At 68.4% G+C, this 21,540-nt stretch carries 20 protein-coding genes; 10 read left to right on the top strand and 10 right to left on the bottom strand.

The genetic code is table 11. From position 1 onward, the window contains the following. Nucleotides 1-14 precede the first annotated feature (14 nt). From ACGFNJ_RS24155 to ACGFNJ_RS24145, 3 genes are all read left to right on the top strand, one after another. A complete protein-coding gene (locus ACGFNJ_RS24155) occupies nt 15-683 on the top strand; it encodes a DUF3239 domain-containing protein (protein ID WP_393452174.1) in 669 nt (222 codons plus the stop codon). Nucleotides 684-731: 48 nt separating this feature from the next. After that, a complete protein-coding gene (locus tag ACGFNJ_RS24150) occupies nt 732-1,370 on the top strand; it encodes a LysE family translocator (protein WP_393452171.1) in 639 nt (212 codons plus the stop codon). Between the two features lie 63 nt (nt 1,371-1,433). After that, nucleotides 1,434-2,825, top strand: a complete 1,392-nt coding sequence (locus tag ACGFNJ_RS24145) for a M1 family metallopeptidase (RefSeq protein ID WP_393452168.1) — start codon at nt 1,434-1,436, stop codon at nt 2,823-2,825. A gap of 6 nt (nt 2,826-2,831) precedes the next feature. Here the strand turns inward: ACGFNJ_RS24145 and ACGFNJ_RS24140 are convergent, their stop codons facing one another. Then, nucleotides 2,832-3,647: a hypothetical protein gene (locus ACGFNJ_RS24140; protein ID WP_393452165.1), complete on the bottom strand. Its 816-nt coding sequence runs from the start codon at nt 3,645-3,647 to the stop codon at nt 2,832-2,834. A 304-nt stretch (nt 3,648-3,951) separates the two neighbouring features. On the opposite strand from ACGFNJ_RS24140, the gene ACGFNJ_RS24135 reads away from it, so the two are divergent. Then, nucleotides 3,952-4,470: a hypothetical protein gene (locus ACGFNJ_RS24135; RefSeq protein ID WP_393452162.1), complete on the top strand. Its 519-nt coding sequence runs from the start codon at nt 3,952-3,954 to the stop codon at nt 4,468-4,470. On the opposite strand, the gene ACGFNJ_RS24130 is transcribed toward ACGFNJ_RS24135, so the two are convergent. Continuing rightward, nucleotides 4,471-6,876 carry a helicase-associated domain-containing protein gene (locus ACGFNJ_RS24130; protein ID WP_393452159.1) on the bottom strand — a complete coding sequence of 802 codons (2,406 nt, stop codon included), beginning with the start codon at nt 6,874-6,876 and terminating at the stop codon, nt 4,471-4,473. It abuts the gene before it with no gap. 152 nt (nt 6,877-7,028) lie between these two features. On the opposite strand from ACGFNJ_RS24130, the gene ACGFNJ_RS24125 reads away from it, so the two are divergent. After that, entirely contained in the window at nt 7,029-7,217 is a 189-nt protein-coding gene (locus ACGFNJ_RS24125; protein WP_040731009.1) for a hypothetical protein, read from the top strand. A 79-nt stretch (nt 7,218-7,296) separates the two neighbouring features. On the opposite strand, the gene ACGFNJ_RS24120 is transcribed toward ACGFNJ_RS24125, so the two are convergent. After that, a complete protein-coding gene (locus tag ACGFNJ_RS24120; RefSeq protein ID WP_393452156.1) occupies nt 7,297-7,932 on the bottom strand; it encodes a resuscitation-promoting factor Rpf1 domain-containing protein in 636 nt (211 codons plus the stop codon). 417 nt (nt 7,933-8,349) lie between these two features. Next, nucleotides 8,350-8,592: a hypothetical protein gene (locus tag ACGFNJ_RS24115; RefSeq protein ID WP_393452153.1), complete on the bottom strand. Its 243-nt coding sequence runs from the start codon at nt 8,590-8,592 to the stop codon at nt 8,350-8,352. A 204-nt stretch (nt 8,593-8,796) separates the two neighbouring features. Between ACGFNJ_RS24115 and ACGFNJ_RS24110 the strand changes: the two genes are divergently transcribed. Continuing rightward, the gene (locus ACGFNJ_RS24110) at nt 8,797-9,219 is read left to right on the top strand and encodes a cold-shock protein (protein ID WP_174567687.1); all 423 of its coding nucleotides are present in this window, start codon (nt 8,797-8,799) and stop codon (nt 9,217-9,219) included. A 48-nt stretch (nt 9,220-9,267) separates the two neighbouring features. Here the strand turns inward: ACGFNJ_RS24110 and ACGFNJ_RS24105 are convergent, their stop codons facing one another. The 3 genes from ACGFNJ_RS24105 to ACGFNJ_RS24095 all read right to left on the bottom strand — a co-directional run bounded on the left by ACGFNJ_RS24105 (nt 9,268) and on the right by ACGFNJ_RS24095 (nt 12,675). After that, complete coding sequence (locus tag ACGFNJ_RS24105; RefSeq protein WP_393452150.1) at nt 9,268-9,780, bottom strand: DUF2771 domain-containing protein; 513 nt, start codon at nt 9,778-9,780, stop codon at nt 9,268-9,270. Nucleotides 9,781-9,855: 75 nt separating this feature from the next. Then, on the bottom strand, nt 9,856-11,760 hold the full coding sequence (locus ACGFNJ_RS24100; protein ID WP_393452147.1) for an MFS transporter: 1,905 nt from the start codon (nt 11,758-11,760) through the stop codon (nt 9,856-9,858). Between the two features lie 141 nt (nt 11,761-11,901). Further along, entirely contained in the window at nt 11,902-12,675 is a 774-nt protein-coding gene (locus tag ACGFNJ_RS24095; protein WP_393452144.1) for a glutaminyl-peptide cyclotransferase, read from the bottom strand. A 17-nt stretch (nt 12,676-12,692) separates the two neighbouring features. Between ACGFNJ_RS24095 and ACGFNJ_RS24090 the strand changes: the two genes are divergently transcribed. After that, nucleotides 12,693-14,282, top strand: a complete 1,590-nt coding sequence (locus ACGFNJ_RS24090) for a DUF3027 domain-containing protein (protein WP_393452141.1) — start codon at nt 12,693-12,695, stop codon at nt 14,280-14,282. 32 nt (nt 14,283-14,314) lie between these two features. Then, the gene (locus ACGFNJ_RS24085) at nt 14,315-17,395 is read left to right on the top strand and encodes a sacsin N-terminal ATP-binding-like domain-containing protein (RefSeq protein ID WP_393452138.1); all 3,081 of its coding nucleotides are present in this window, start codon (nt 14,315-14,317) and stop codon (nt 17,393-17,395) included. Nucleotides 17,396-17,465: 70 nt separating this feature from the next. Here ACGFNJ_RS24085 and ACGFNJ_RS24080 read toward each other — a convergent pair whose 3' ends face one another. Then, on the bottom strand, nt 17,466-18,080 hold the full coding sequence (locus tag ACGFNJ_RS24080; protein ID WP_393452135.1) for a TetR/AcrR family transcriptional regulator: 615 nt from the start codon (nt 18,078-18,080) through the stop codon (nt 17,466-17,468). Nucleotides 18,081-18,205: 125 nt separating this feature from the next. Between ACGFNJ_RS24080 and ACGFNJ_RS24075 the strand changes: the two genes are divergently transcribed. Further along, nucleotides 18,206-20,263, top strand: coding sequence for a neutral/alkaline ceramidase (locus tag ACGFNJ_RS24075; protein ID WP_393452132.1), 2,058 nt, complete (start codon nt 18,206-18,208; stop codon nt 20,261-20,263). Nucleotides 20,264-20,275: 12 nt separating this feature from the next. Here the strand turns inward: ACGFNJ_RS24075 and ACGFNJ_RS24070 are convergent, their stop codons facing one another. Then, nucleotides 20,276-20,515 (bottom strand): DUF2530 domain-containing protein, encoded by a 240-nt coding sequence (locus ACGFNJ_RS24070; RefSeq protein ID WP_069162176.1) that lies wholly within the window; start codon nt 20,513-20,515, stop codon nt 20,276-20,278. 108 nt (nt 20,516-20,623) lie between these two features. Here ACGFNJ_RS24070 and ACGFNJ_RS24065 point away from each other — a divergent pair, with 108 nt between their 5' ends. Further along, a complete protein-coding gene (locus ACGFNJ_RS24065; RefSeq protein ID WP_069162177.1) occupies nt 20,624-21,061 on the top strand; it encodes a MarR family winged helix-turn-helix transcriptional regulator in 438 nt (145 codons plus the stop codon). A 19-nt stretch (nt 21,062-21,080) separates the two neighbouring features. On the opposite strand, the gene ACGFNJ_RS24060 is transcribed toward ACGFNJ_RS24065, so the two are convergent. Beyond that, complete coding sequence (locus ACGFNJ_RS24060; RefSeq protein WP_393452128.1) at nt 21,081-21,482, bottom strand: YccF domain-containing protein; 402 nt, start codon at nt 21,480-21,482, stop codon at nt 21,081-21,083. Between the last annotated feature and the right edge of the window lie 58 nt (nt 21,483-21,540).

Below are 21,540 nucleotides of genomic sequence, written 5' to 3'. Positions count from 1 at the left end.
CTAGGAATGGGTACGTGCGACGCTTCGAATTCCCGGTGGACCGCAGGCATGCGCACGCGGTCAACGAAGTCTTCGCCGACCAGCGTCGACTCCGTGTGATGGCGCTTGCCGCCGCGGTCATCGCCACGACCGGCGCGGCCTACTTGATCTGGTTGGACCATCCGTGGGCCTACCTGCTGGCCGTTGCCTTCGTGCTCGGCGCGGTGGTGGCGCTGTGGGTGGCCTTCTGGACCGCGCGGCACGCCAGCATCGACAAGCTGTACGCCGACGGTGAGCTGGTGCCCGCGGTGGTCTCGGAGACCTATCCGTCGGGTGTGGTGCTGCTCGCGATGGTCGACGTGGCCAAGCCAGGCGCCAAGGACACGCACTACGCGTTGGTGATCAGAAAGGTCCGCGCCCTACCCGGCCACGAGGCGCGGCAGGGCGAGCGGGTGCCCTCCGTCGCGGTGCGCACCGATCGGGCACCGCGCCAGGTTGGCGAGCGCTGGCAGTCGGTCAGCGCGATGCCGATCGCATGGGGCACCACCGACGCGGCGGTCATCGACCGCGCCCGCTCCGCCATCAGCGAGGCCGAATGGCGTTTGCTCACCGACAATCTCGCGCTCACCGACAAGGTCAGGCGCACCTCCGCGCGCCGCCTGCTGCTCGATCCGGACCAGCTCCCGGACGACCTCGGCTCCTGAACCGACGATCGTCGGAAACTCGGTTGCGCCGGGCCATAGACTCCGAAGATGGTCCCCTTGTCCAATCTGCTGACCTTCCTCGCGGCGGCGGTCGTGATCATCATCGTTCCCGGCCCCGGTGTGTTGTTCACCATCGGGCGGGCGCTCACCCTCGGCAGGCGCGCCGCGTTGCTGTCGGTGGCCGGGCACTGCCTCGGCGTCTTCGTCGTGCTGCTGCTGGTCGCGGTCGGCCTCGGCACGCTGCTGATGGCCTCGTCGTTCGCGCTCACCGCGATCAAGTTCGCCGGCGCGCTGTATCTGATCTACCTCGGCATCCAGGCGATCCGGGAACGAAAGTCGTTGCGTGCGGCGCTGGGGGCGGAGATCGCGCCGACGCCGAACTCGAAGATATTGCGGCAGAGCATCATTGTCGGGATCACCAACCCGAAGGCGACCGTCTTCTTCGCGGCGATCCTGCCGCACTTCGCCGATCCCGCCGCCGGGTCGCTGCCGCTGCAGTTCCTGATCCTCGGGTCGGTCTTCCTCGCGGTCGCGGTGGTCTCCGACAGTGCATGGGCGCTGCTCGCCGCCTCCGCGCGCGCCTGGTTCGCCCGCTCGCCGCGCAGGCTGGAGGCGGTCGGCGGGGCAGGCGGGATAATGATCGTCGGTCTCGGCGCGTCGGTGGCCCTCACCGGCACCGCCGACTGAACCGACTACGATCCAGCGGTCGGCATGTCTGTGCCGACGGAGGCGATTAGGGGTGGTGGTCGAATGAGGTTGTCCGGCTTGATATGTGCCGCGGTCGCGGGTGCGATCGTCGCCACCGCGGCGCCCGCGGCCGCCGATCCGTTCACCGGGTCGTCCGGGCTCGGCGACCCGTACTACCCGGAGGACGGCAACGGCGGCTACGACGCAGGCCACTACGACGTCACCCTCGACTACGACCCGCCGAGTCACCGGCTCACCGCGACCACCCGCATCGACGCGGTCGCGACCCAGGCATTGCGCGCGTTCAACCTGGACTTCGCGGGACCCGCGGTGCGCACGGTCACGGTGAACAACATGCCCGCCGCGTTCAACCGCAACGGCGAGCACGAACTCACCGTGACGCCGCTGATCCCGTTGCTGCCGGGCCTGCCGTTCACCGTCACCGTGGAGTACTCGGGCCAGGCGGAGAACACCGAGGGCAACGGTTGGACGTTCGCGCCGAGCGGCGGCGCGTTCGCCGCGGGCGAGCCGCATTCCGCGACCTCGTGGTACCCGCTCAACGACACCCCGTTGGACAAGGCGACTTTCGCGCTGCACGCGACCGTTCCCGCGGAATGGGAGGTGGTCTCGATCGGCGTCCGCACCCAGGACGAGGTGCGCGGCGACCGCCGGGTGGTGAGCTGGGAGGCGCATCAGCCGGTGATCGGCTACCTGACCACCGTCGCGATCGACAAGTTCAGCTTCCTGGAACAGCGGCGTGCCAACGGGACTCCGCTGATCAGTGCCTTCGCCCCGAACGCGGAACGGAACAGGGAGACCGAGCAGCGCCTGCCGGAGATCCTCGACTTCATCGAATCCGTCTACGGCCCTTACCCGTTCGAAGCGTCCGGCGGCATCTATGTGGACGCCGACATCCAGTTCTCGCTGGAGACCCAGACCCGCCCGATCTACGCGCCGTGGACGGACCTGCAGACCGCGGTGCACGAGATCGCGCACCAGTGGTGGGGCGACTCAGTCTCGGTGCGTCACTGGTCCGACGTCTGCCTGAACGAATGCTTCGCCAGCTACACCGCCGACTATCTGTGGCCGGAACGCATGGACGGCCTCGATGTCGACGCGGAGTACCGCAAGACCATCGCACAGTATCTGGACAACACCGAGTTCTGGCAGATCCCGTTGGAAAACCCCGGTGCCGGATCGGAATTCACCTCGGTCTACTACCGGGGCCCGCTGTTCCTGCACGCACTGCGCAAGCAGCTCGGCGACGCCGTATTCTTCGCCGCGGTACGGGAATTCAACGCGGCACACGCCTTCGGCAACGCCTCCATCCCCGACTTCCGCAAGTTCGTCCAGTCCAAGTCGCCGACGGATCTGACCGGCTTCTTCACCGCCTGGCTCAATCAGACGACGCCGCCCGCGGACGAATACCTCTACCCGGGCAGCCTGCGCGCCTGAGCAGGCTCACTCACCGTCGACTCGATCGCGGGCCCGTTCCACCCAGCGCTCCATCCGGTCGAGTTGTCGCTGAGCCGAACGTAATTGGTCCTGCGCCGTGCGTTCGGTGCTGCGGGTGAACTGCCGCTCCTGCTCGGCGCGATCGAGCTCGTCCTTCAGCTCGGCGATCCTGGCCTCGATGTCGCCGAGCCGGGATGTCGCCTGCTCGGCCTCGTCGCGGGCGGTATCCCTTGCCGCACGGGCGGATTCAAGTGCTTCCAGCGCTTCGTCGAGCTCCTCGCGCGGGTTGTCCGCGGGTTCGGTGTCTGCCGTGGCCGCTGGTGTCTCGACCGCGACGAGGCCTGGGCCTGCGGGGCCGAATCCCGAATAGGTCGTCGCGGTGGCCAAGGTGCCCGTGTGCACGTGCTCGGCGACCGCAGGGTCGGCCAGCGCCGCCGTCAGCGTCTGTCCGATCTCGCGCAGCACGCTCTCGTTCACCGGATGCCCGTGCTCGGCGGCCAGTGCCCCGGCCTTCTTCGCCAACGCGGTCACTGCCTGCTGTCGCTGTCCGGTCAGGCTGCGTAGTTCGGCACCGGACAGCCGCTGCTGCGCGGTGCGCAGTGCCGCGCCGAGCTGGAGCAGCGCCGCCACGTCGTCGGGCGCCTCGCGGGCGAGCAGGTTCACCGTCCACGCGGTGACGGTGGGTTTGCGCAGCTTGCCGATCGCGGCGGCGAGTTCTTTGTCGCCCGCGTCCCTGGCCGCTTTGACCCTGGCCGTGCGGGCCGTGACGAACTCGCTCGGCGCGAGTCCGTACAGGTCGACGGCGATGTCGTCCAGGGTCATACTGACCAAGCGTAACGACATGGCGGCGGCGAGCGAAACAACCCAAGTATTGGACTTGTGTCCACATATTGGGCGGAACGCGAAAGGCATTGCTAGTGAACACGTTTGGATTTCAATTGCTCGGCCGTATGCTCCCGAACATTCTCGCGCTCTCGCTGCTCGGCCTGTTGGGCACCGGGCTGCACTAGTCTCGTCCGCGCTCGCCGACATCACCCGTAGAGCTGATGCGGCCCGTCCGTGCCTCCGGGTATCCTCACCGCGTTCGCGAGCTGCGTGAATGTGTTTCGGTGAGAGAGGTTTTCCGGTGAATTTTCCAGGAGCGAGGCTGCTGGCACGCGTGGTGTTTGCCCTCGTAGCGGTGGCCGCGGTGGTGGTCGCGATGGTCGGTTGTTCGTCCTCCGAGAGCAGCGGCAACACGGCCGACTCGGCCAAGGTCGGCGGCTGCCTCGACGGCATCAAGGGCGCAACGGTCGATGTGCAGGCCGGGTCGGTCGACTGCTCGTCCGACAAGGCCGTATACAAGATCGCGCAGACGGCCGACAAGAAGGGCGCTTGCTCGACGGATTACACCGAGGCCGGTGTCGCGGGTGGCAGCGCGTTCCTGTGCTTGGTGCCCAATTTCAAACAGGGCAGCTGCTACAGCGAAAACCCGGCCAGCGGCTTCAAGCCGGTGGCCTGCGGTGCCGCCGAGGCCACGTTCCGCGTGGTGAAGCGGGTCGACGGTGAGGCAGACGAGCTGCTGTGTGGACAGGACGCCGACAGCTTCCGGCTGATCGCCGCGGCGCCGAAGGCCACCTACTGTCTGGCCAAGCCCAAGGCTTGATCAATCGAGGAGGGCGACGGAGGCGATCCGGTGCAGCGTGAAATGCCGGATCGCGCCCGTCACCGGGTCGACCGCGTCGAGCTGACCGTTGCCGACCTTCACCGGCTCCACCACGCGCTGCGTCGCGACGCCTTGGGCGTCGACGTAGCCGATATTGACCGAGCGCCGCACCCGCGCCGCCAGCTGTAGCAGCGCCAGGGTCGCCGCGGTATTGGTGCGGGTGCCGTCGGTGCGCACCGACTGTCCGGAACGGGCGCTGGTCGCGCGCTCGGCCGCGCGGAGCTCGGTGACCAGCAGTTGCAGCTGTTCGGCGCTCGGCGGCGTCGGCCGCCACGGCTGCCTGGCATTGGGCCGCACCGAAATCCGGGCGCCACGGACCCGCAGATCCACGATGACCCCCGCCGAATCCTCGCCTGCCGGTGCGAAACCGGCCGCGCGGAGTTGTTCGAGCACCTCGCCGAGCGGGGCCTGGGCGATGGCCACCGTCGGCGCGATGGCCCGCAGCGCCAGCGCGCTCGCCACCGGTGCCGCGAGCACCTGGGCGAGCAGCGCTGGATCGTCGCTGCGCAGGAACGACTGCGCCATCCCCGCGCGCAGCTGGCCGTGCCGCCGGGCGACATCGTCGATCAGATAGGTCAAGGCCTGCGGAATCGGGGTCCGCGAGTGCTTCGTGAACAGCGCGTGCAGTTCGGCCGCGGTGAGCCCGGCGTCGAGCGCGCGCCGCACCGACCCTTCGCTGATCCGGTAGACCGTTGCGGCGCCCGCGGATTCGACGTCGGCAACCAAGGCGACGCGGTGCTGGAGGTCGGCGGTGAGCGGGCCCGGCGCGATCACCGTCAGATCCGCCTGGACCAGCACGTGATCCACCGGGGCAGGCAGCGCCGTCTCCATCGCCGCCTCGGCGTCGGCGGCGCTGGTCGGGGTGCCGTGCAGCAGCGCCCGCGCCGGCGAGCCGAGCGCGTCGCGTCCGATGAAGCCGAGCGCCGCGGCCTCGGCCAGCGTGTGCTGCACCGCCTCCAAGCGAAAGTGCCTGCGCCATCGCGGTTGCCGCCACGCGAGCACGCGACCGATGTCGGCGGGTGTCAAGGCGCTGCCGGACGGATACTCGGCGAGCAGGCCGAGGATGGTGTGCCGGTCGCGCGGCGCGTGCGGGCTGCGCAGCTCGATCGAAAGGGCCGCCAGCGGCTTGTCATTGGCGTCGCGCATGCCGATCATCCATGGCGCCCTGTCCAATTCGAGCCAGGCCATGGCCAATGCGACCCAGCGCCTGGCGAGCGGCGCCTCCAGCCAGGCGTCGACGGCCGGGGTCGGCGCCCAGAAATCGTCGGTCGAATCGACCTCGGGCGGCGGGTCCGGCAAACCTTTTTCGATGAGGCGTGCGGCGGCAAGCAGTTCGACCAGCAAACCCGCGCGCGGCTCCTCGACACCGGCGTGTTTGGCGATCCGGCGAATCTCCCGCACACCGAGCCCTCCTGCGCGCAGGGCGGGCGCGGGCGCCTGGCCGAGCAGCTCCAGGACGGCCGTGCAGTGCCGCAGCAGTTCGCCGACCTCGCCCGCCGCGACGGCGTTCACGTCGGCGGAGGTTTGTTTCTTCGGCTTGGGTTTCGGCGGGGTCAGCGCGTGCGGATGGGTCACCGGCTCGTTGCGCAGGATCTGGCCGACGGTGACGGGCAGTTCCACGGTCTCGTCGTCAATCCGGTGCAACAGCCTGCGGGTGAGGAGTTGCTGCACCGGGCGGTCGGCCGGGGTGCCTGGCGCGGCGTCTCTGGTGCGGCCGCGCGGGCCGGTGGTGGCCAGCTTGTCCAGCAGCGCGGTCGCGGCGGCCGACAGTTCGGGCAGTGCGGCGCGCACCTCCGGCTCGGTGAGCGCGTCGGGGATCTCGGTGGTGCTGCCGATCGGCCATGGCAGCGCCTCGACGGCGGCCGCGACCAAGTGCAGCTGGTCGCCGTCGGTCCAGACCAGCGCGCGGGCGGACAAACGCGCCAGCGCGGCATCGATCGCGGCGGTCGACACGCGTTCGCGCAGCTGCACGTGCAACTCGTCGCGGCGCAGCGGGGCGCCGTTGCTGTCGGTGCGCGTCACGCCGTGCACCGCAAGCGTTTCCAGGATGGCGAAGTCGAGCGTGTCGAGGTCATCGGTGGCGCGCAGCACCGAGGCGCGCTGCTCGGCGCGCGCGGCGAGCACCGCCATCGAGGAGGGCAGCGGCACAGCCAGATCGGGCCGGAGTTCGAGCAGCGTCACCAACTCGGCATCGCTCCGTGCCCCGAGCCATCCCGCCAAAGAGGAGGTCGCGGGCTCCCCCGCCTCTCCGCGATTCTTGCCGGTCGTGGGTGCCTCGAGACTTCCGCTGCGGGCTGGCGGCTTGGTAGCTGGCCTGGTTTCGGGCGTACCCGACGAGTTACCCATGTGCTCCCGAGATCAGTCGTTCCGTGTCAATTCGATCCTTTGAGCCTAATAGACGCAGGCCGCTGGCCGCCGCGTGGCGACGATGCTGCTCGTCCGGAGTGGTACAGCAGCGGTGAAGTTGCTAGGCGCGGCGCGCATGCCACAATGGCAGCGTGGTGAACAAATCGAAGAAACCTTATGTCGACAACGGCTGGCCGAAGGTGGCCGAGGGTGACCATGCGGTCACCGAGCTCTCGTCGACCCGTTCCGGTGGGCTCTCGCCGTACGGTGAGGACACCGAGTTTCCGGTCCCGGCAGATCAGCTGCCCTACATGCACCCGAACACGGTGATCAACCGCTGATTTCCGGACGGAGACGTCCGAAGATACGACTAAGGCCCCGCATCCGAGGATGCGGGGCCTTAGTCGTTTGTGTGTGTGATCAGGAGGAAGGCAGCAGACCCTTGTTGGCCTCGTAGAAGTTCACGATGGTCGGATCCAGCTTGGCGCCACTCGACTTGGCGGCGTTGAAGAAATCGAAGGCTTCCTTGGGCACCTGGACGCCCTGGTTCTGCACAACCTCGAGCGCGCGGTCGACGGCCGTGTAGATCTGCTGGGTGCTGTCCGGCGCGGCCTGAGTGGCCTGCGGCGCGGGCTCGGGGTTCCAGCGCGGGGTGTCGGGGGTGGTCGGCGCCGAACGCGGGGTCGGCTTGCTGCTCAGGCCGAGGTTTGCCGAGCAACTCGGCCAGGCGCCCCAGCCCTGAGAGGCGAGGACCTTCTCGGCGACAGCGATCTGCTGCTCTTTGGTGGCCTGGCTGGCGGAAGCGGCATACTCGCCGCCGCCGTGCGCACGCCAGGTGCTCGGGGAGAACTGAAGTCCGCCTTGGAATCCATTGCCGGTGTCGATGCCCCAGTTACCGCCGGCCTCACACTGTGCGAGGCGATCCCAGTCGGAGTCGGGAGCCGCGCTGGCGTTGCCTGCGAGGGCCACACCTGCGGTGCCGATGATCGCGCCGGTGACGGCAACCTTGGCTACCGTGCGCCCGGTGGAGCTTGGCTTGCGATGGCGTCCACTCATATCGGGTTCGTCTTCCTCTCGACGCACCTGCGAGGTCATCTTTCGGGCTGGACTGAGAGGTCGTCATGCCCGCCCTCGCCCCTACGTTTACGTCGGGTTTCCGGTATCCGCGGGGCGAGGTTCGGTGCGGCGGTCCGGTGGTTGCCGGTTGTCCCGGCTCGGTTAAGACCGTACGACGATCGCCGCGAAAAATCACCATTTGATAACCGGCGTGTACGGGCCGGTCTCGGTGCGATATCAACGCGTGCGCGCGGCCTTCTGCGCAGCTAGAAGCGGTGCGGTCGGGTGAGTGCTTCGCCGTCACCGGCCCGTGACCTTCTCGTTATGTGACCAGGATCACATCCGAGATTCGGTAACGACAGACGCGGGTAACCGGTTCGCACCGTGCCGGTGGCCGTTGGTTCAGCCACGGCGGCGTCAGCGTGACCTGCGACCCGAACGAAGGGCGAAGACCACCCCGAGCAGAAACCCGAGTGGCGCGAGCAGTGCCCCGAAGTAGAGCCAGAGTCCCGGTGCGCCGTCGGACACCACCGGCGTCAGGAAGATCGCGATGATCGCCAGCAATCCCAGCGCGAACAGGCCGAGCGCGAGCTGCAGCAACCAGTCACCTTTGCGGCGCGGTGCGCCGCCGGACGGTGGAGCAGCGGAAGGGTTCGTCACCCCACGACCGTAAAACTGATGTGCTTGCGTTATTCGCATCGGGGTAGACTCGAAGTCACACGCGTCCCGCATCCCTTGCTGGGCGCGCTTCTTTTCGCTAACAGAAAAGGGCTCGTACGCGGCGGTCTGCCGCTGCGGGTCCGTGGAACAGATGTGCTCGGGCCGGTGCGGTTCCGAGTTTTCGATGATGAACGGGTGAGCGCAGTGCCGACCGGCAGGGTGAAGTGGTACGACGTCGAAAAGGGCTTCGGCTTCCTTTCCCAGGACGAGGGTGAGGACGTCTATGTCCGGTCGTCCGCGTTGCCCGATGGCGTCGAGGGACTCAAGCCGGGGCAGCGCGTCGAGTTCGGCATGGCCGCGGGCCGTCGTGGTCCGCAGGCGCTGAGCCTGAAGCTGCTGGAGGCCCCGCCGTCGGTGCGTCAGGGGCAGGAGCGCGAGCGCGCCCGCAAGGAGCCGGTCCCGCGCAGGCACACGCCGGACGAGCTGCACGGGATGGTCGAGGACATGATCACCCTGCTCGAGGCGACGGTGCAGCCGGACCTGCGCAAGGGCAAGTACCCCGATCGCAAGACGGCACAACGCATCTCAGAGGTAGTCCGCGCGGTAGCGCGCGAACTCGACCACTGAGTTTCGGCCGCGTGGCCCGCGCTGTGCAGCGCGGGCCTGCGCCACGCCTTACGGTTCGGTGCTGATCGACCAGGCCGCGTGCGGCCGGTAGGACTCCTCGCCGGTGTCGATGTCCCTGGTGAGAATCGGCAGCTGCAGTTCGACTCCGGCCAGCCGCAGGTCCGGCTCCGGACGCGATTCGATGGTGATGGCCAGCGCGCCTGCCGGGAAATCATTGTGGCTGACCACTCGGTCCACCCGATCGCCGTTGGGCAGCACGTAGACCAGCCTGGCCATCCACGGCGCGTCCGCGATCTTCTTCGGCAGTGAAAGCTGCAGCGGGTAGTCCGGCGGCACCTCGAGCTCGACGGTCTTGCCGAAGCGGCAGTCCTCCAGGCGCACTGTGCAATACACGTAGGGCGCGACGGTGACCGTCCGGCCGTGGGCGTAGGCGGTGATCTCCGGGTCGCGTTCTTTCGCGTCGCCGATCAGCGTGACGAGCACAGCGACGAAGGCAACGGTGAACACCAGCCCAGCGGCGACGATCAACGCCACGATCGTCCGGGTGCCCGGCCGCTTCACGCCACGACCTCGCTGCCGCTCGGCTCCGTCGTACGCGAGGGCGCGCGGTGTCCTCGGTTCACTGGCTTGGATCTCCTATCCCTCGTTGGATATGGGTGGTGTCGCGCCGCCGGTTCCCGGTCGGCGGTACGCGTTGGAAGTGTGTGGCATCGGCCGGGTCGCTGGCACTTCCTGCTCCGCGTGTTGCGGTCGATTTCCGCCGAGGCCGGGCAGCAGCGAGTGACCGCGGTAACTGACGAAGGTCTGCACCAGGCCGACAACGAGGATCGCGGTGATGACCGCGAAGCCCTTCCAATACTCGGTGGGCAACAGCACACCCGCCGCGCCGCCGACAACCCAGCTGAGCTGCAGCACGGTTTCCGAACGACCGAAGCCGGACGCGATCGACTCCGGCGGCAGGTCGTCCTGGATCAACGCGTCGAGCGACACCTTCGCCAGCGCGCTCGTCCCCGCCGCGACCAGGGTGGCCAGCGCCGCGCCGAGCAGATTGTTGGTGAAGGTCGCGAAGAGCGAGACCAGCGCGCAGGCCGCGACGCAGCCGAGCACGATCAGCGTCGGCCTGCCGAGCTTGAGCCGGGCACCGGTCGCGTTGCCCGTGAAATTGCCGATCGCCGCGGCAGCGCCGACCACGCCGAGCATCGCGGCCTGCTTCACGGCCTCGTGCTCGGTGGACTTCGCGACGAACGCGACATAGAAGGTAAGGAACCCGGTCAACACGCGGACCGCGCTGTTGCCCCACAACCCCGTCACCACCGAGCGGCCGAGCGGCTGCCTGCGCTTGCGCGGCGGTACCGCGGATTCCTTGTCCGGCGGAAGGACTTCGGTGTGCGCGTCCGAGCCGTGATAGCTCAGCGTCGCAGGCACCTCACCCTCGGTGACCTCGACCCAGGACGGGATGCGCAGGCTGAGGAAGGTGCCTGCACAGGCGATCAGCGCGGCGAAAATCAGCGCGCCGTCCGAGCCCGCGATGAGCGCGGCGATGCCTGCCATCCCTCCCGCGCCCAGGGTGCCGCCGACCAGGCCGAACACGGTGAGCCGAGAGTTGGTACGCACCAAGTCGATATCGGGAGGCAGCACGCGCGGCGTGACCGCGCTCTTGAGCACCGAGAACGATTTGCTGCCGACCATCATGCACAGCGCGAGCGGATACAGTCCCCAGCTGTCGAATTCGAGGATGAGCGCGACCGCGACCAGCGCCCGCAACGCGAACGAGGTCGCCAGCGCCACCCTGCGGCCGTGTTGTAGTCGGTCGAGCAGCGGGCCGATCAGCGGCGCGATGACCGCGAACGGGGCGATCGTGATCAGCAGGTACAGCGCGACATTCGTCTTGCTCTCCGCGGTGGCGCTGGCGAAGAAGAGCGTGTTGGCCAAGGCGACGCCGACCGCGGCGTCGAGGGCGAAGTTCGCCATCGTCGCGTAGGTGAGTGCGGTGAGGCCGGACTTGTCGGCGCCGTCCGCCTTCGCCGCGCGCTGGAAGGTGGCGATGCCCTTCTCGGTCAGCTGGCGGCCGCGCATGGCGGCGACCCTGGTCACCGTCAGTTTGCGCGGAATGCGTGGCGTACCAGGCGGAGTGGGGGAATCGGCCGCGGTTGCGCCGATCTCCGGCTGCTCGGGGAAGGGCTTGGTCGGCGGTGGGCCCGCGTGCTCCGGCTCGGCGGGTGGCGGTTCGGCGTGGTGCGGCGGCTGCGGGCGGTGCGGGAAGACCCGGCGCGGTGTGCGCGCGGCGTCCGATTCGTCGGAGGGGTGCCGGGACTCTGCGCGTGGAGTCGGGTGTCGGCGAGTTTCGGCATTCGACGGGTCGGGCGTGTCGTAGTCGGGCAGCGCGGTGCGATTGGGATCCAACGGCGGCAGCGGTCCGCGCCTGGTCGGCGCGTTCGGCGGGGGATAGCGATCGAAACCGGGATGCCGTTCGATCGGCGGATACTCCTCGCCGTCCCACCGATCACGGTCGGGACCGGAAGGTTCGCGGGGAGTCGTCACGTCCTCAATTCTGTCGTACTTCCGCGCGGGGCGTTCACTCGCTGTCGAAGGTGTCGGCCGATGGTCACTTTCATGATGCCGCCGACCGCGGCGCACGCCTGCCTGGCCGCGCTCGTGCGGGCAGCACCGTGCGCGGCGCGATCAGGCAGGCACGAAACGCACCTCGAAGAGGATCGGCCAGTTCTTGCGTGCCAGCAGAAACCGGTCGGTGCCGGGGATTTGCGCGATGCCGTTCAATGCTTCGGCGCCGATCCTGTCGACCGGCGAGAGCAGGGCGCTCGCGTCGATCGTCGCGAGCACGCGGCCGGTATCGGGATCGATGCGCAGGATGGTGTCGGTCGGCCAGCTGTTGGCGTACACCGAACCGTCCTCGGCGCAATCGAGTTCGTTGAGCCGCACATTGTGGTGGCTGGTGAGTTGGACGGAGCCGGTCGGCTCGAAGGTGACCGGATCGCGGAACGTCAGCTTGTCGGTGCCGTCGCTCATCACCAAGCGCCCGGCCCGGGTGCACAGGCCCCAACCCTCGCCCTCGAACGGCACCCGGCGAACCTCGGCCAGCGTGTGCGGATCCCTGGCGAACGCGGTGTGGTCCTTCCAGGTCAGTTGCCACAGCGTGTCGCCGGTCACGGTGAGCCCCTCGCCGAAGAACGGCGCGGGCAGGTCGACTCTGGCCAGTTCGGCGCCCGTGGCGAAGTTCGACGCCCGCACCGCCGATGCACCCGACAGGCCCGTGCCTTCATAGAGCACATCGCCGTGGATTTCCAGACCCTCGGTGAAGGCCCGCGGATCATGCCATCTGGTCCCCACCAGCTCGATGTTCATCGTGGGCGCCTGCTCATCGGCCGCCGCACATCCGGCCCAGACGACCAGACCGAGCAGGATAGCGACAGCCAACGGACGCCGATTGCGTTTCATACGGCAAAATGTAGGCCGTGAGCGCAGTTTCTGTTTCTGAGTCCGGTGTCAGGCCGTTGCTGGCCGATGCCGTCGATCTGGCCCGCCGTGCGCTCCTGGAGTTGGAACCAGCTGGTGTCGGGGCGCATCTCGGCGTGGCTGCCGAGGACGACAGCGCGGCGACCCATCGCTTCGAGGCCACCCTCGCCGGGTATCGCGGCTGGCAGTGGGCGGTCGTCGTGGCGGCGCCGCCGGAGGCCGACTACGCGACGGTGAGCGAATCGGCACTGCTGCCCGGTCCCGATGCCCTGGTCGCCCCCGACTTCGTGCCGTGGGATCAGCGGGTCCGCCCCGGTGATCTCGCGCCGGGCGACCTGCTCGCCCCGCCGCCCAACGATCCGCGCCTGGTGCCCGGCTATATCGCCACCGGTGATCCGGTTGTCGACGAGGTCGCCTACGAGGTCGGCCTCGGCCGCACCCAGGTGCTGAGCCTCGAAGGACGCGAGGAAGCCGCCGAACGCTGGCACGCCGAGTACGGTCCCGAGACCGAGATGGCGAAGGCGGCACCGTCCACCTGCGGCCTCTGCGGCTTCTACCTCCCCCTCGCAGGCTCCCTGCGCGCCGCCTTCGGTGTCTGCGGCAACGCCATGGGCGCCGACGGCCGCGTCGTCCACGCCGCCTACGGATGCGGAGCCCACTCCGACACCGTCGCCCCGACCGGCGGCGGCTCCCCGCTCTACGAAGCCTTCGACGACGCCGCAGTCGAGTTCATCCCCACCGCCGACATCACCGCGCCGGAACCCAAGGTCGACGCTGCGGAAGCGGCGGCCACCGATGCCGCATCGGACGCGGGAGCGCCTGTCGCCGAAGTGAAGTCCGCCGACGCCGTCGCGGAGGTCGCACCCGAAGCCGCTGAAGCGACTGTGGCGGAAGCTGGTTCGACAACGCCTGTCGCCGAAGTGGTCGCGGATGCCGCAGCCGCTGAGGTGCCTGTGACAGATGCTGGTTCGGCTGCGCCTGTCGGTGAGGTGTCGGCTGATGTGGTTTCGGTCGAGGCTCCTGAGGTGGCTGTGGCGGAAGTTGCCGCGCCGGTCGAGGTAGCGCCTGCTGCGGAAGAGTCTGTCGTTGCGGCGGAATCGGTGTCGGACGTCGATGGCGCGGTTGTTGCGGGTGCGGACGCTGCACCTGTTGCCGATGCTGAGGTGACCGAATCGGTGGCTGCACCAGATGCTGCGGCAGAGCCTGCGGTCGTTGCTGAGTTGGCTGTGGCGGATTTCGATGCCTCGGCAGTCGAGTCGTCGGTTGGGGTTGATGCTGACGACGCACAGGCTGCGGATGCTCCTGTTCCCGGTGGTGATTCGGCTGATGCCGCTGCGGTGCTGAGTGCTGGTGCCGAGTCGAGTGATTCGGTGACTGCTTCGGGTTTCGGTGCTGCGCCTGTCGATGAGTCGACCGAGGCGGGTGCGCCTGCGGTGGACAGTGCGGCGAGTGCGGGCGTGGACGGGTCGGATGTCGCTGTGTCGGCGGATGTCGAGCAGGCGGCCGAGGATGCGGCTCAGGCGCCTGCTGACGTGTCGGTCGAAGGTGTGACTGAGAGCCGGGCGGTCGAGTCATCGCCGGAGAACTGAACGAGGCGGCCGATCCTTTCGGCACCTCGGGGTTGCGGGCGGGCGTCCTTGCCGCGTGGCGTGATTCGCCGACTCGGTTGCGCGAGGACGCGGCGACCGAGGCGGACCTGGTCCGGGCCGGGTATCGGGATCGGCTGCTGACCGAGCTTGCGCAGAATGCCGGCGACGCGGCGGCCAAGGCCGGTGTCCCTGGCCGACTGGTTGTGCGGCGGGACGGCGATGCGCTGCGGGTCGCCAATACCGGTGCGCCGTTGGATGTCTCGGGCGTGCACGCGCTGACCGCGCTGCGGGCGTCGGCGAAGTCGGATGTCGCTGTCGGCAAGTTCGGCGTCGGCTTTACTGCGGTGCTGTCGGTCAGCGACGAGATCGAGCTGCTTTCCAGTACCGGATCGCTGCGGTTTTCGCGCGCGCAGACGTGGGATGCCCTGCATCAGCAGGGTATTCGTATCCCCGACAGCTCAGCGGATGGTCCTGCCGATGCGTTCGTGCCGCCGGTGTTGCGGATGGCTTGGCCGATCGAGGCCGCGCCGACGAACGGCTTCGACACCGAGGTCGTGCTGCGGCTGCGCGCGGACATCGATGCCGACGCATTGCTCGCCGGGATGGCCGCGGAGGCGATCGACCTGCTGCTGGAACTGCCCGCACTGCAGAGCATCACAATCGATGCCGCGGAGTTCACCAGCACCACCATCGACCTTGCCGACGGCCTGCAGGAAGTGCACGTCGACGGCCCCGGCATCGAGCGCCGCGTCTGGTGGCAGTACCGCACGCCACGCGCCCGCTGGCTGCTCCCGCTCCGCAAGGGCAGGCCGACCGCCGCCGCCCCGGATGTCCTGCGCGCACCGACCCGCTCCGACGAGGAGCTGTCCCTGCCTGCCGTGCTGATCGCCGACATCCCGATGCAGCCGGACCGGCGCCGCCTGCTGCCCGGCGCCCGCCTCGCCGAACTGGCCACCGGCTACGCCGATTTCGCCGCTGCGCTCCCACCTCGCGACCGGCTGGTCCTGGTCCCCGCTCCGGCGTTCGCCCGCAGCGAGGCCGATGCCCTCCTCCGCGAAGCCGTCGTCCGTGAACTCCGCACCCACCCCTGGCTGCCCATCGTCGCCACCTACTCCGCCCCTGCGGGCGGTGCGGATGCCTCGACAGCTGTGCCGGGCACCGCAACAGGTGCTCCGACCGCTGCCGACTCATGGGCTGCTGCCGACTCACCGGCCGCCACCGACTCACCGGCCGCCGCAGACTCATTGACCGCCACCGACTCGGCGTGGTCGACGTCGGATGCGCAAGCCCCTAGAGGCCCGTTCGATCACGAAGGCGCCGAATCACAAGGCAACCCAACCTTGTTCGACGCGTTGCCGGACACCGAGTCCGGCGACCGCAAGACCACCACGCAGACACGTGCCGAATCGTTGGACGTAGACCTGCTCGAGGCAGCCTCGGAAGCGCAGGCAGGCGCTGAGGTCGCGGTGCCGACCCGGGCGAGCGTATTCACCGGCTTGACTGAGGAATTGGCGCGGCTGCTCGATGATGTGGTCGGGCAGTTGGTGATTCCCGAGCTGTCGGGACAGGGACACCTCGAGGCGTTGGGTGTACTGGATGTGCATCGACTCGGGCTGGCGCGCCTCGCCGAGCTGTCGGGCGGCCTGGAGCGCGCACCGGGGTGGTGGTACGCGCTGTATTCGGCGTTGGAGCCGTTCGTGCTCGATCCGCTGTCGGCGGAAGAGCTGGGGGCGCTTGCGGTTCCGCTGACGGACGGGCGGCTGGTCACGGGCCCGCGCACGGTCGTCCTCGACGACCAGCTCGAGGTCGCGATCCCGGTGCATTGGGCCCGGCTGGTGCATCCCGAGGCGCGGCATCCGCTGCTGGCCAGGCTCGGGGCGCGGTCGGCGACGGCCGAGGATCTGTTGAGCGAGCCTGCTTTACGCGCCGAGCTCGAGGACCATCCGGACGACCCGGACACCGTCGATGCCGTGCTCCGCTTGGCCGTGCACGCGGATCCGAAGCGGCTGCCGACCTGGCTCGGCTTGCTCGAATTGCCGGATGTCGACGGCGAATCGCGGCCCGCCGACGAGTTGCTGTTGCCGGATGCCCCACTGAGTGAACTGCTGGTCGAGGATTCACCGTTCAGCACGCTCGATCCCGAACTGCTGCACCGTTATGACTCGCGCGCGCTGCGGGCTATCGGCGTCGGCTGGGATTTCAGCATGCTGGTCGAGGCCGATCCGACGGGCCCCGACCACGACCTGGACGACGAAGAGCGCTGGTGGTTGACGCTGGCGCAGGACCCGCACGAAATCGCCGCGATCCGCGACTTGGATCTGATCGACGATGCCGCATGGCCGGAGGCGTTGTGGCAGTTGGCTTCCGCGCCGCACACCCGCCGCCTGCTCACCGATCGCGACGGGTACACGGCCTGGTGGTTGCGCACGAACGCGCGCATCGACGGCATCCCGCTCGGCTTGCTCCGCCACCCTTCGGACACCGAATTCGCCGGCCTACTGCCGACGTTCACCGTTCCCGGTCTCGCCGACGACGCCGCCGCGATGCGCGGGATTCTCGCCGACCCGGCGGTGATCACTGCGGAGTTGGCTGCCGCGCTGCTCGATGCACTTGCCGATCCATCGAAAACCCCTACTCCCGAGGTGGTTTCGCACACGCACGCGCGGCTGGCCGCGGCCGTCGCCGCAGGCGTGCTCGACCTGTCCGACCTGGATCTGCCCGCCAGGGTGCGCGCCCTGTCCGGCGCAGTCGTCGATCCCGCTGACGCGCTGGTGCTGGATCAGCCGTGGTTCGGCTTGGCCATGCCGCCGGATCGCCTGGTCGTCGGCGACACCGAGACCGCATCGGCCTTGGCGAACCTGCTCGACCTGCCGCTGGTGTCGAACGCCGTCACCGCGACGGTGTTGAGCGAGGGTCGCCGCAGCACCTGGTCGGCCGAGCCGCTCGGAGTGGTCCTGCGCCAGCTCTTTTCCTTGCCGCCGCAGGACGGCGAGCTGGTGGTGCACGACGACGTGCGCGTCCACCTGTCCGGCCCGGTCGAGCTCACCGTGTCCGTCCCGTGGTGGCGCGAGGGAAATACGGTGCACTTCAGGGCATCTCAGGCACAGCAGTAGCGCCGATCGGCGTACCGCGGCTGGACATGCCGCAGCCGACCGGCGAATCGAACTGTGCCGCACCGGGAATCTAGGCGGCGTACTCCGAGATCATCTGGCTGAGCAGATCCAGCTGTGACCGAACGGCCTCGCTGTCGTTGTCCACCAGCCAGCGCAACACGATCCCGTCGATGGCGTTGAGCATGAACCGGCTCAGCGTCGGCAGTGGAACACTCCACTGATTCGAGGTCGCATCCCGCGCGTGTTCGATGATGTCGGCGACGGTGGAGTCGTTGAAGTTGTACTGCTCGCGGGCGATTGCGAGTTTCGCGGGAGTTTGCTCACCCTCGCGCAGTGCGTAAGTCGTGGTTTCGTATGTGAGCAGTTGACGTTCCGGAGTTGCTTCTATGTTGAGCCACATGAGTTCCAGTCCCGCGCGGATCAATTTTTGAAGCGCTTCTTTTCCACTTCCGACGTCTTGCCATACCGTTTCATTGGCATCGACGGAATCACGTAATTCCATCGACAACGCCTTGACCAGCTCGGTCATCAGCGCGTCCTTGTTTTCGAAACAGTAATGGACCACACCAAGCGAGACGCCCGCCGCCTGGGCGACATCGCGCGTGGTCACGCCCGCAACGCCCTTTTTTTCGGCAAGACCGATCGCGGCCTCGATAAGGTGGGCCCGTCTTTCTTCGACGCTCAATCGGGAGGACACCTCAGGGAGTTAAGCCTCCTGGGAGCGTGCAGTCAATTCGCGGGTAGAAAAATCTGGACTGGACGGATGACCAGTTCTATGGTTCAGTGCCTTCAGATCGTTAGGAGACGCGTATGCCGGTGTCGCGCAGAACTGTTCTTGCTCGGACCGTTGTCGGTTCCGCGGGGCTCGCCGCCGCGGCGGCACTGCCCGCGATGTCCGACGAGCTAGGCGCGTCCGCGACCGCCGCGCCCGGCTCCGGCGGCTACGAGATCGGCGTCGGAATTTCCGACATCACGGGTCCGGCCGCCGAATGCGGAATGATGGGCTATTCCCAGCTCGAACAGCAGACCGCGGGCATCCACCTGCGCCCGAGGGCGCGCGCGTTCATTCTCGGCAGCGCAGGCCGGCGGGTGGTCTTCGTCGTCACCGACAACGGCATGATTTTCCAGTCCGTCCACCGTGGCGTGCTCGCCGAACTGGCCCGCCGCTTCGGCGATCGGTACACCGAACAGAACGTGCTGCTCACCTCGACGCACTCGCATGCGACCTGCGGCGGCTCCAGCAACGATTACGCATACAACCTGTCCATCCTCGGTTTTCAGCAACAGGTCTACGACGCGGAGGTCAACGGCATCGTCGAGGCCATCGCGGCGGCGCACGACGACGTCGGTCCCGGCACCATCACGGTGGGCCGCGGCGAGCTGCACGACGCGAGCGTCAACCGGTCCCGGGTGGCATGGGAGCTCAATCCGGTTGCCGACAAAGCACATTTCCCCGCGGCCATCGACCCTGCGGTGACCGCGCTCTCGCTCGTCAAGGGCGGTCGGCAGGTCGGCGCCATCACCTGGTTCGCCACCCACGCCACCTCGATGACCAACGAGAACCGGCTGATCAGCGGGGACAACAAGGGTTACGCCGCGTTCGCCTACGAGCACACCGAACACGGCGTCCGCTATCTCGACGGCGCACCGGATTTCGTCGCCGCCTTCCCGCAGACCAATACCGGCGACATGTCGCCGAACCTGAACCTGCGCCCCGGCTCCGGACCCACCGAGGACGAGTTCGAGAACACCCGCATCATCGGCGAGCGCCAGTACCAGGCGTCGAAAGCGGCTCTGGCCCAGGCACAGCCGATGGGCGGCCCGATCGACGCGATGCTCTGTTATGTCGACCTGGCCGATATCGCCGTCGACGGCCGGTTCACGCCGGACGGACAGCCGCGGCACACCGCCCCCGCGGCCGCGGGCGTTTCGTTGGCCGCGGGCAGCGTCGAGGACGGACCGGGCTTCCCTGGTGCGCCCATCCCGGAGGGCGTGCGCAACCCGTTCCTGACCTCGCTGGGCGGCCCGAACGCACCTGCGCCCGCGTGGCTCGCGGATGCGCAGGCGCCCAAGGCAATCGCGGCGCCGCTCGGCCTGATGCCGCCGGTGCCGTGGGTGCCGAATGTGCTGCCGATTCAGCTGGTTCGGCTCGGCGAGCTCTACTTGGCCGCTGCCGGTGGCGAATTCACCATCACGTCGGGGCTGCGGGTGCGCCGCGCCGTCGCGGCCGCTCTCGGCGTGCCGCTGGAGCAGGTGCTCATGCAGGGCTACGCGAACGCCTACCACGAATACGTCACCACCCCTGAGGAATACGACTCCCAGCAGTACGAGGGAGCCTCGACCCTGTTCGGCCGCTACACCCTCTGCGCCTATCAGCAGGAGTTCACCCGGCTGGCAACGGCATTCGCCGCGCGCCAACTCGTCGCGCGCGGCCCGGCCCCGCGTGACGTTTCGAACCTGCAGCCGAACTTCCAACCGGGCGCTGGCCCGGACACCACGCCGCCGGGCCGCGCCTTCGGTGACGTGCTGACCCAGCCTGCCGCGGCCTACGCCGTCGGCACCCAGGTCGCGGCCGAATTCGTTTCCGCCCATCCGAAACACAACACGCGCCGCAACAGCACCTTCCTCGAGGTGCAGCGCCGCACCGCGTCAGGGGAGTGGATGCGGGTGGCCAATGAGGGGGAGTGGGCGGTGCGGTTCTACTGGAGCAAACGGGGTGTCGCCGAATCCGTTGCCCGGTTCACCTGGGACATCCCCGGCGACGCCGCGCCGGGGCGCTACCGCATGCAGCACTACGCCGACAGCCTGAGCCAGGACGGCGCGTTGCACCCATTCACCGGAACTACCAACGAGTTCGAGCTGAGCTGACGTCACGGGGCCTTACAGCCCCGTCTGCGCGCCCTTGTCGCCGCGCCGCGCCCCGCGCCGCTGGATCAGGTAGATGCCGAGCGCGAGCACGCCGACCACCAGGCCCATCAGGCAGACCGGCAGCACCGATGCCCACCGGTCACCGCCTGCGAGCACCACCAGGGTGGCGATCAGCCACAGCGTGCTGCCGACAGCGAGCACCGGGCGCGGATCGGTCAGCCGCGGCGGGATCTGGGGCACTTGCTGACTCACGCACGCAAGCTTAGTCCTGTCGCCGACCGGACTTGGCACGCCGACCACGCGTCGCCGAGTAGCGAGAACGCGCGTCCGCTGGGCAGCGGTCCCGTATCGTTCACCTCTGTGACAACGCCATCCGATGTCCGAGCCCTCGCTGGTGAGCTCTCACTGGCGGTGGTTCGACTCACGCGTCATCTGCGCGGGCGCCGTGCCGACGCCCAGATTTCGCTGACTCAGCTTTCGGCCCTCGCGACCCTGTCTCGCGACGGCGCGATGACCCCGGGGGCGCTGGCGGCGAAGGAGCGCGTGCAGCCGCCGTCGATGACTCGGGTGATCGCCTCGCTCACCGACCTCGGTTTGGTCGAGCGCAAGCCGCACCCCACCGACGGCCGCCAGATCATCGTCTCGCTGTCGGAGGCGGGCAGCGCGCTCATCGCCGACGAAACCCACGCGCGCGAAGCCTGGATGACCGACCAGCTCTCCAACCTCACCGAGGATCAGATCGTCACCCTCACCCGCGCCGTCGCCATCATGAAACAGATCGTCGCCGAATCGGAGTGAGCGTCCGGCGCGGTGCTGGTTACCGCGCGCCGAAAGGCTGGTCGCTGTCGACGATGTCGCGACCGAGCGGGAACAGCGACACCGGGATGAGCTTCAAGTTGGCCCAGCCGAACGGGATTCCGATGATCGAGACGAACAGCGGGATGCTGGTCAGCAGGTGGCCGAGCGCGAGCCACCAGCCCGCGAAGATGAACCAGATGACGTTGCCGAGCAGCGACCCGACCCCCGCCGACGGCTTCTCGACCGTGGTCCGCCCGAACGGCCACAGCACGTAGGCCGCGATCCGGAACGAGGCGATCCCCCACGGGATCGTGATGATCAGGATGCAGCAGATGACGCCGGCCAGGATGTAGCCGAGCGCCATCCAGAACCCGACGATCACGAGCCAGAGCACATTGAGGATGAGCTGAATCGGCTTCATGCGCCAAGGATGCCAGCAACCGGACATTCCGGCATCACCCCTCGGGTATGAAACCGCG

It is taken from the genome of Nocardia sp. NPDC049149 (assembly GCF_043197455.1).
GTDB lineage: Bacteria > Actinomycetota > Actinomycetes > Mycobacteriales > Mycobacteriaceae > Nocardia.
This window is presented reverse-complemented; position numbering and strand designations above follow the sequence as displayed.

Coding starts and splice junctions, on each gene's coding strand:
- ACGFNJ_RS24120 (WP_393452156.1), bottom strand. CDS start 7,932: ATGAGTGGACGCCATCGCAAGCCAAGCTCCACCGGGCGCACGGTAGCC.
- ACGFNJ_RS24060 (WP_393452128.1), bottom strand. CDS start 21,482: ATGAAGCCGATTCAGCTCATCCTCAATGTGCTCTGGCTCGTGATCGTC.
- ACGFNJ_RS24130 (WP_393452159.1), bottom strand. CDS start 6,876: ATGGGTAACTCGTCGGGTACGCCCGAAACCAGGCCAGCTACCAAGCCG.
- ACGFNJ_RS24145 (WP_393452168.1), top strand. CDS start 1,434: ATGAGGTTGTCCGGCTTGATATGTGCCGCGGTCGCGGGTGCGATCGTC.
- ACGFNJ_RS24075 (WP_393452132.1), top strand. CDS start 18,206: ATGCCGGTGTCGCGCAGAACTGTTCTTGCTCGGACCGTTGTCGGTTCC.
- ACGFNJ_RS24150 (WP_393452171.1), top strand. CDS start 732: ATGGTCCCCTTGTCCAATCTGCTGACCTTCCTCGCGGCGGCGGTCGTG.
- ACGFNJ_RS24140 (WP_393452165.1), bottom strand. CDS start 3,647: ATGACCCTGGACGACATCGCCGTCGACCTGTACGGACTCGCGCCGAGC.
- ACGFNJ_RS24095 (WP_393452144.1), bottom strand. CDS start 12,675: ATGAAACGCAATCGGCGTCCGTTGGCTGTCGCTATCCTGCTCGGTCTG.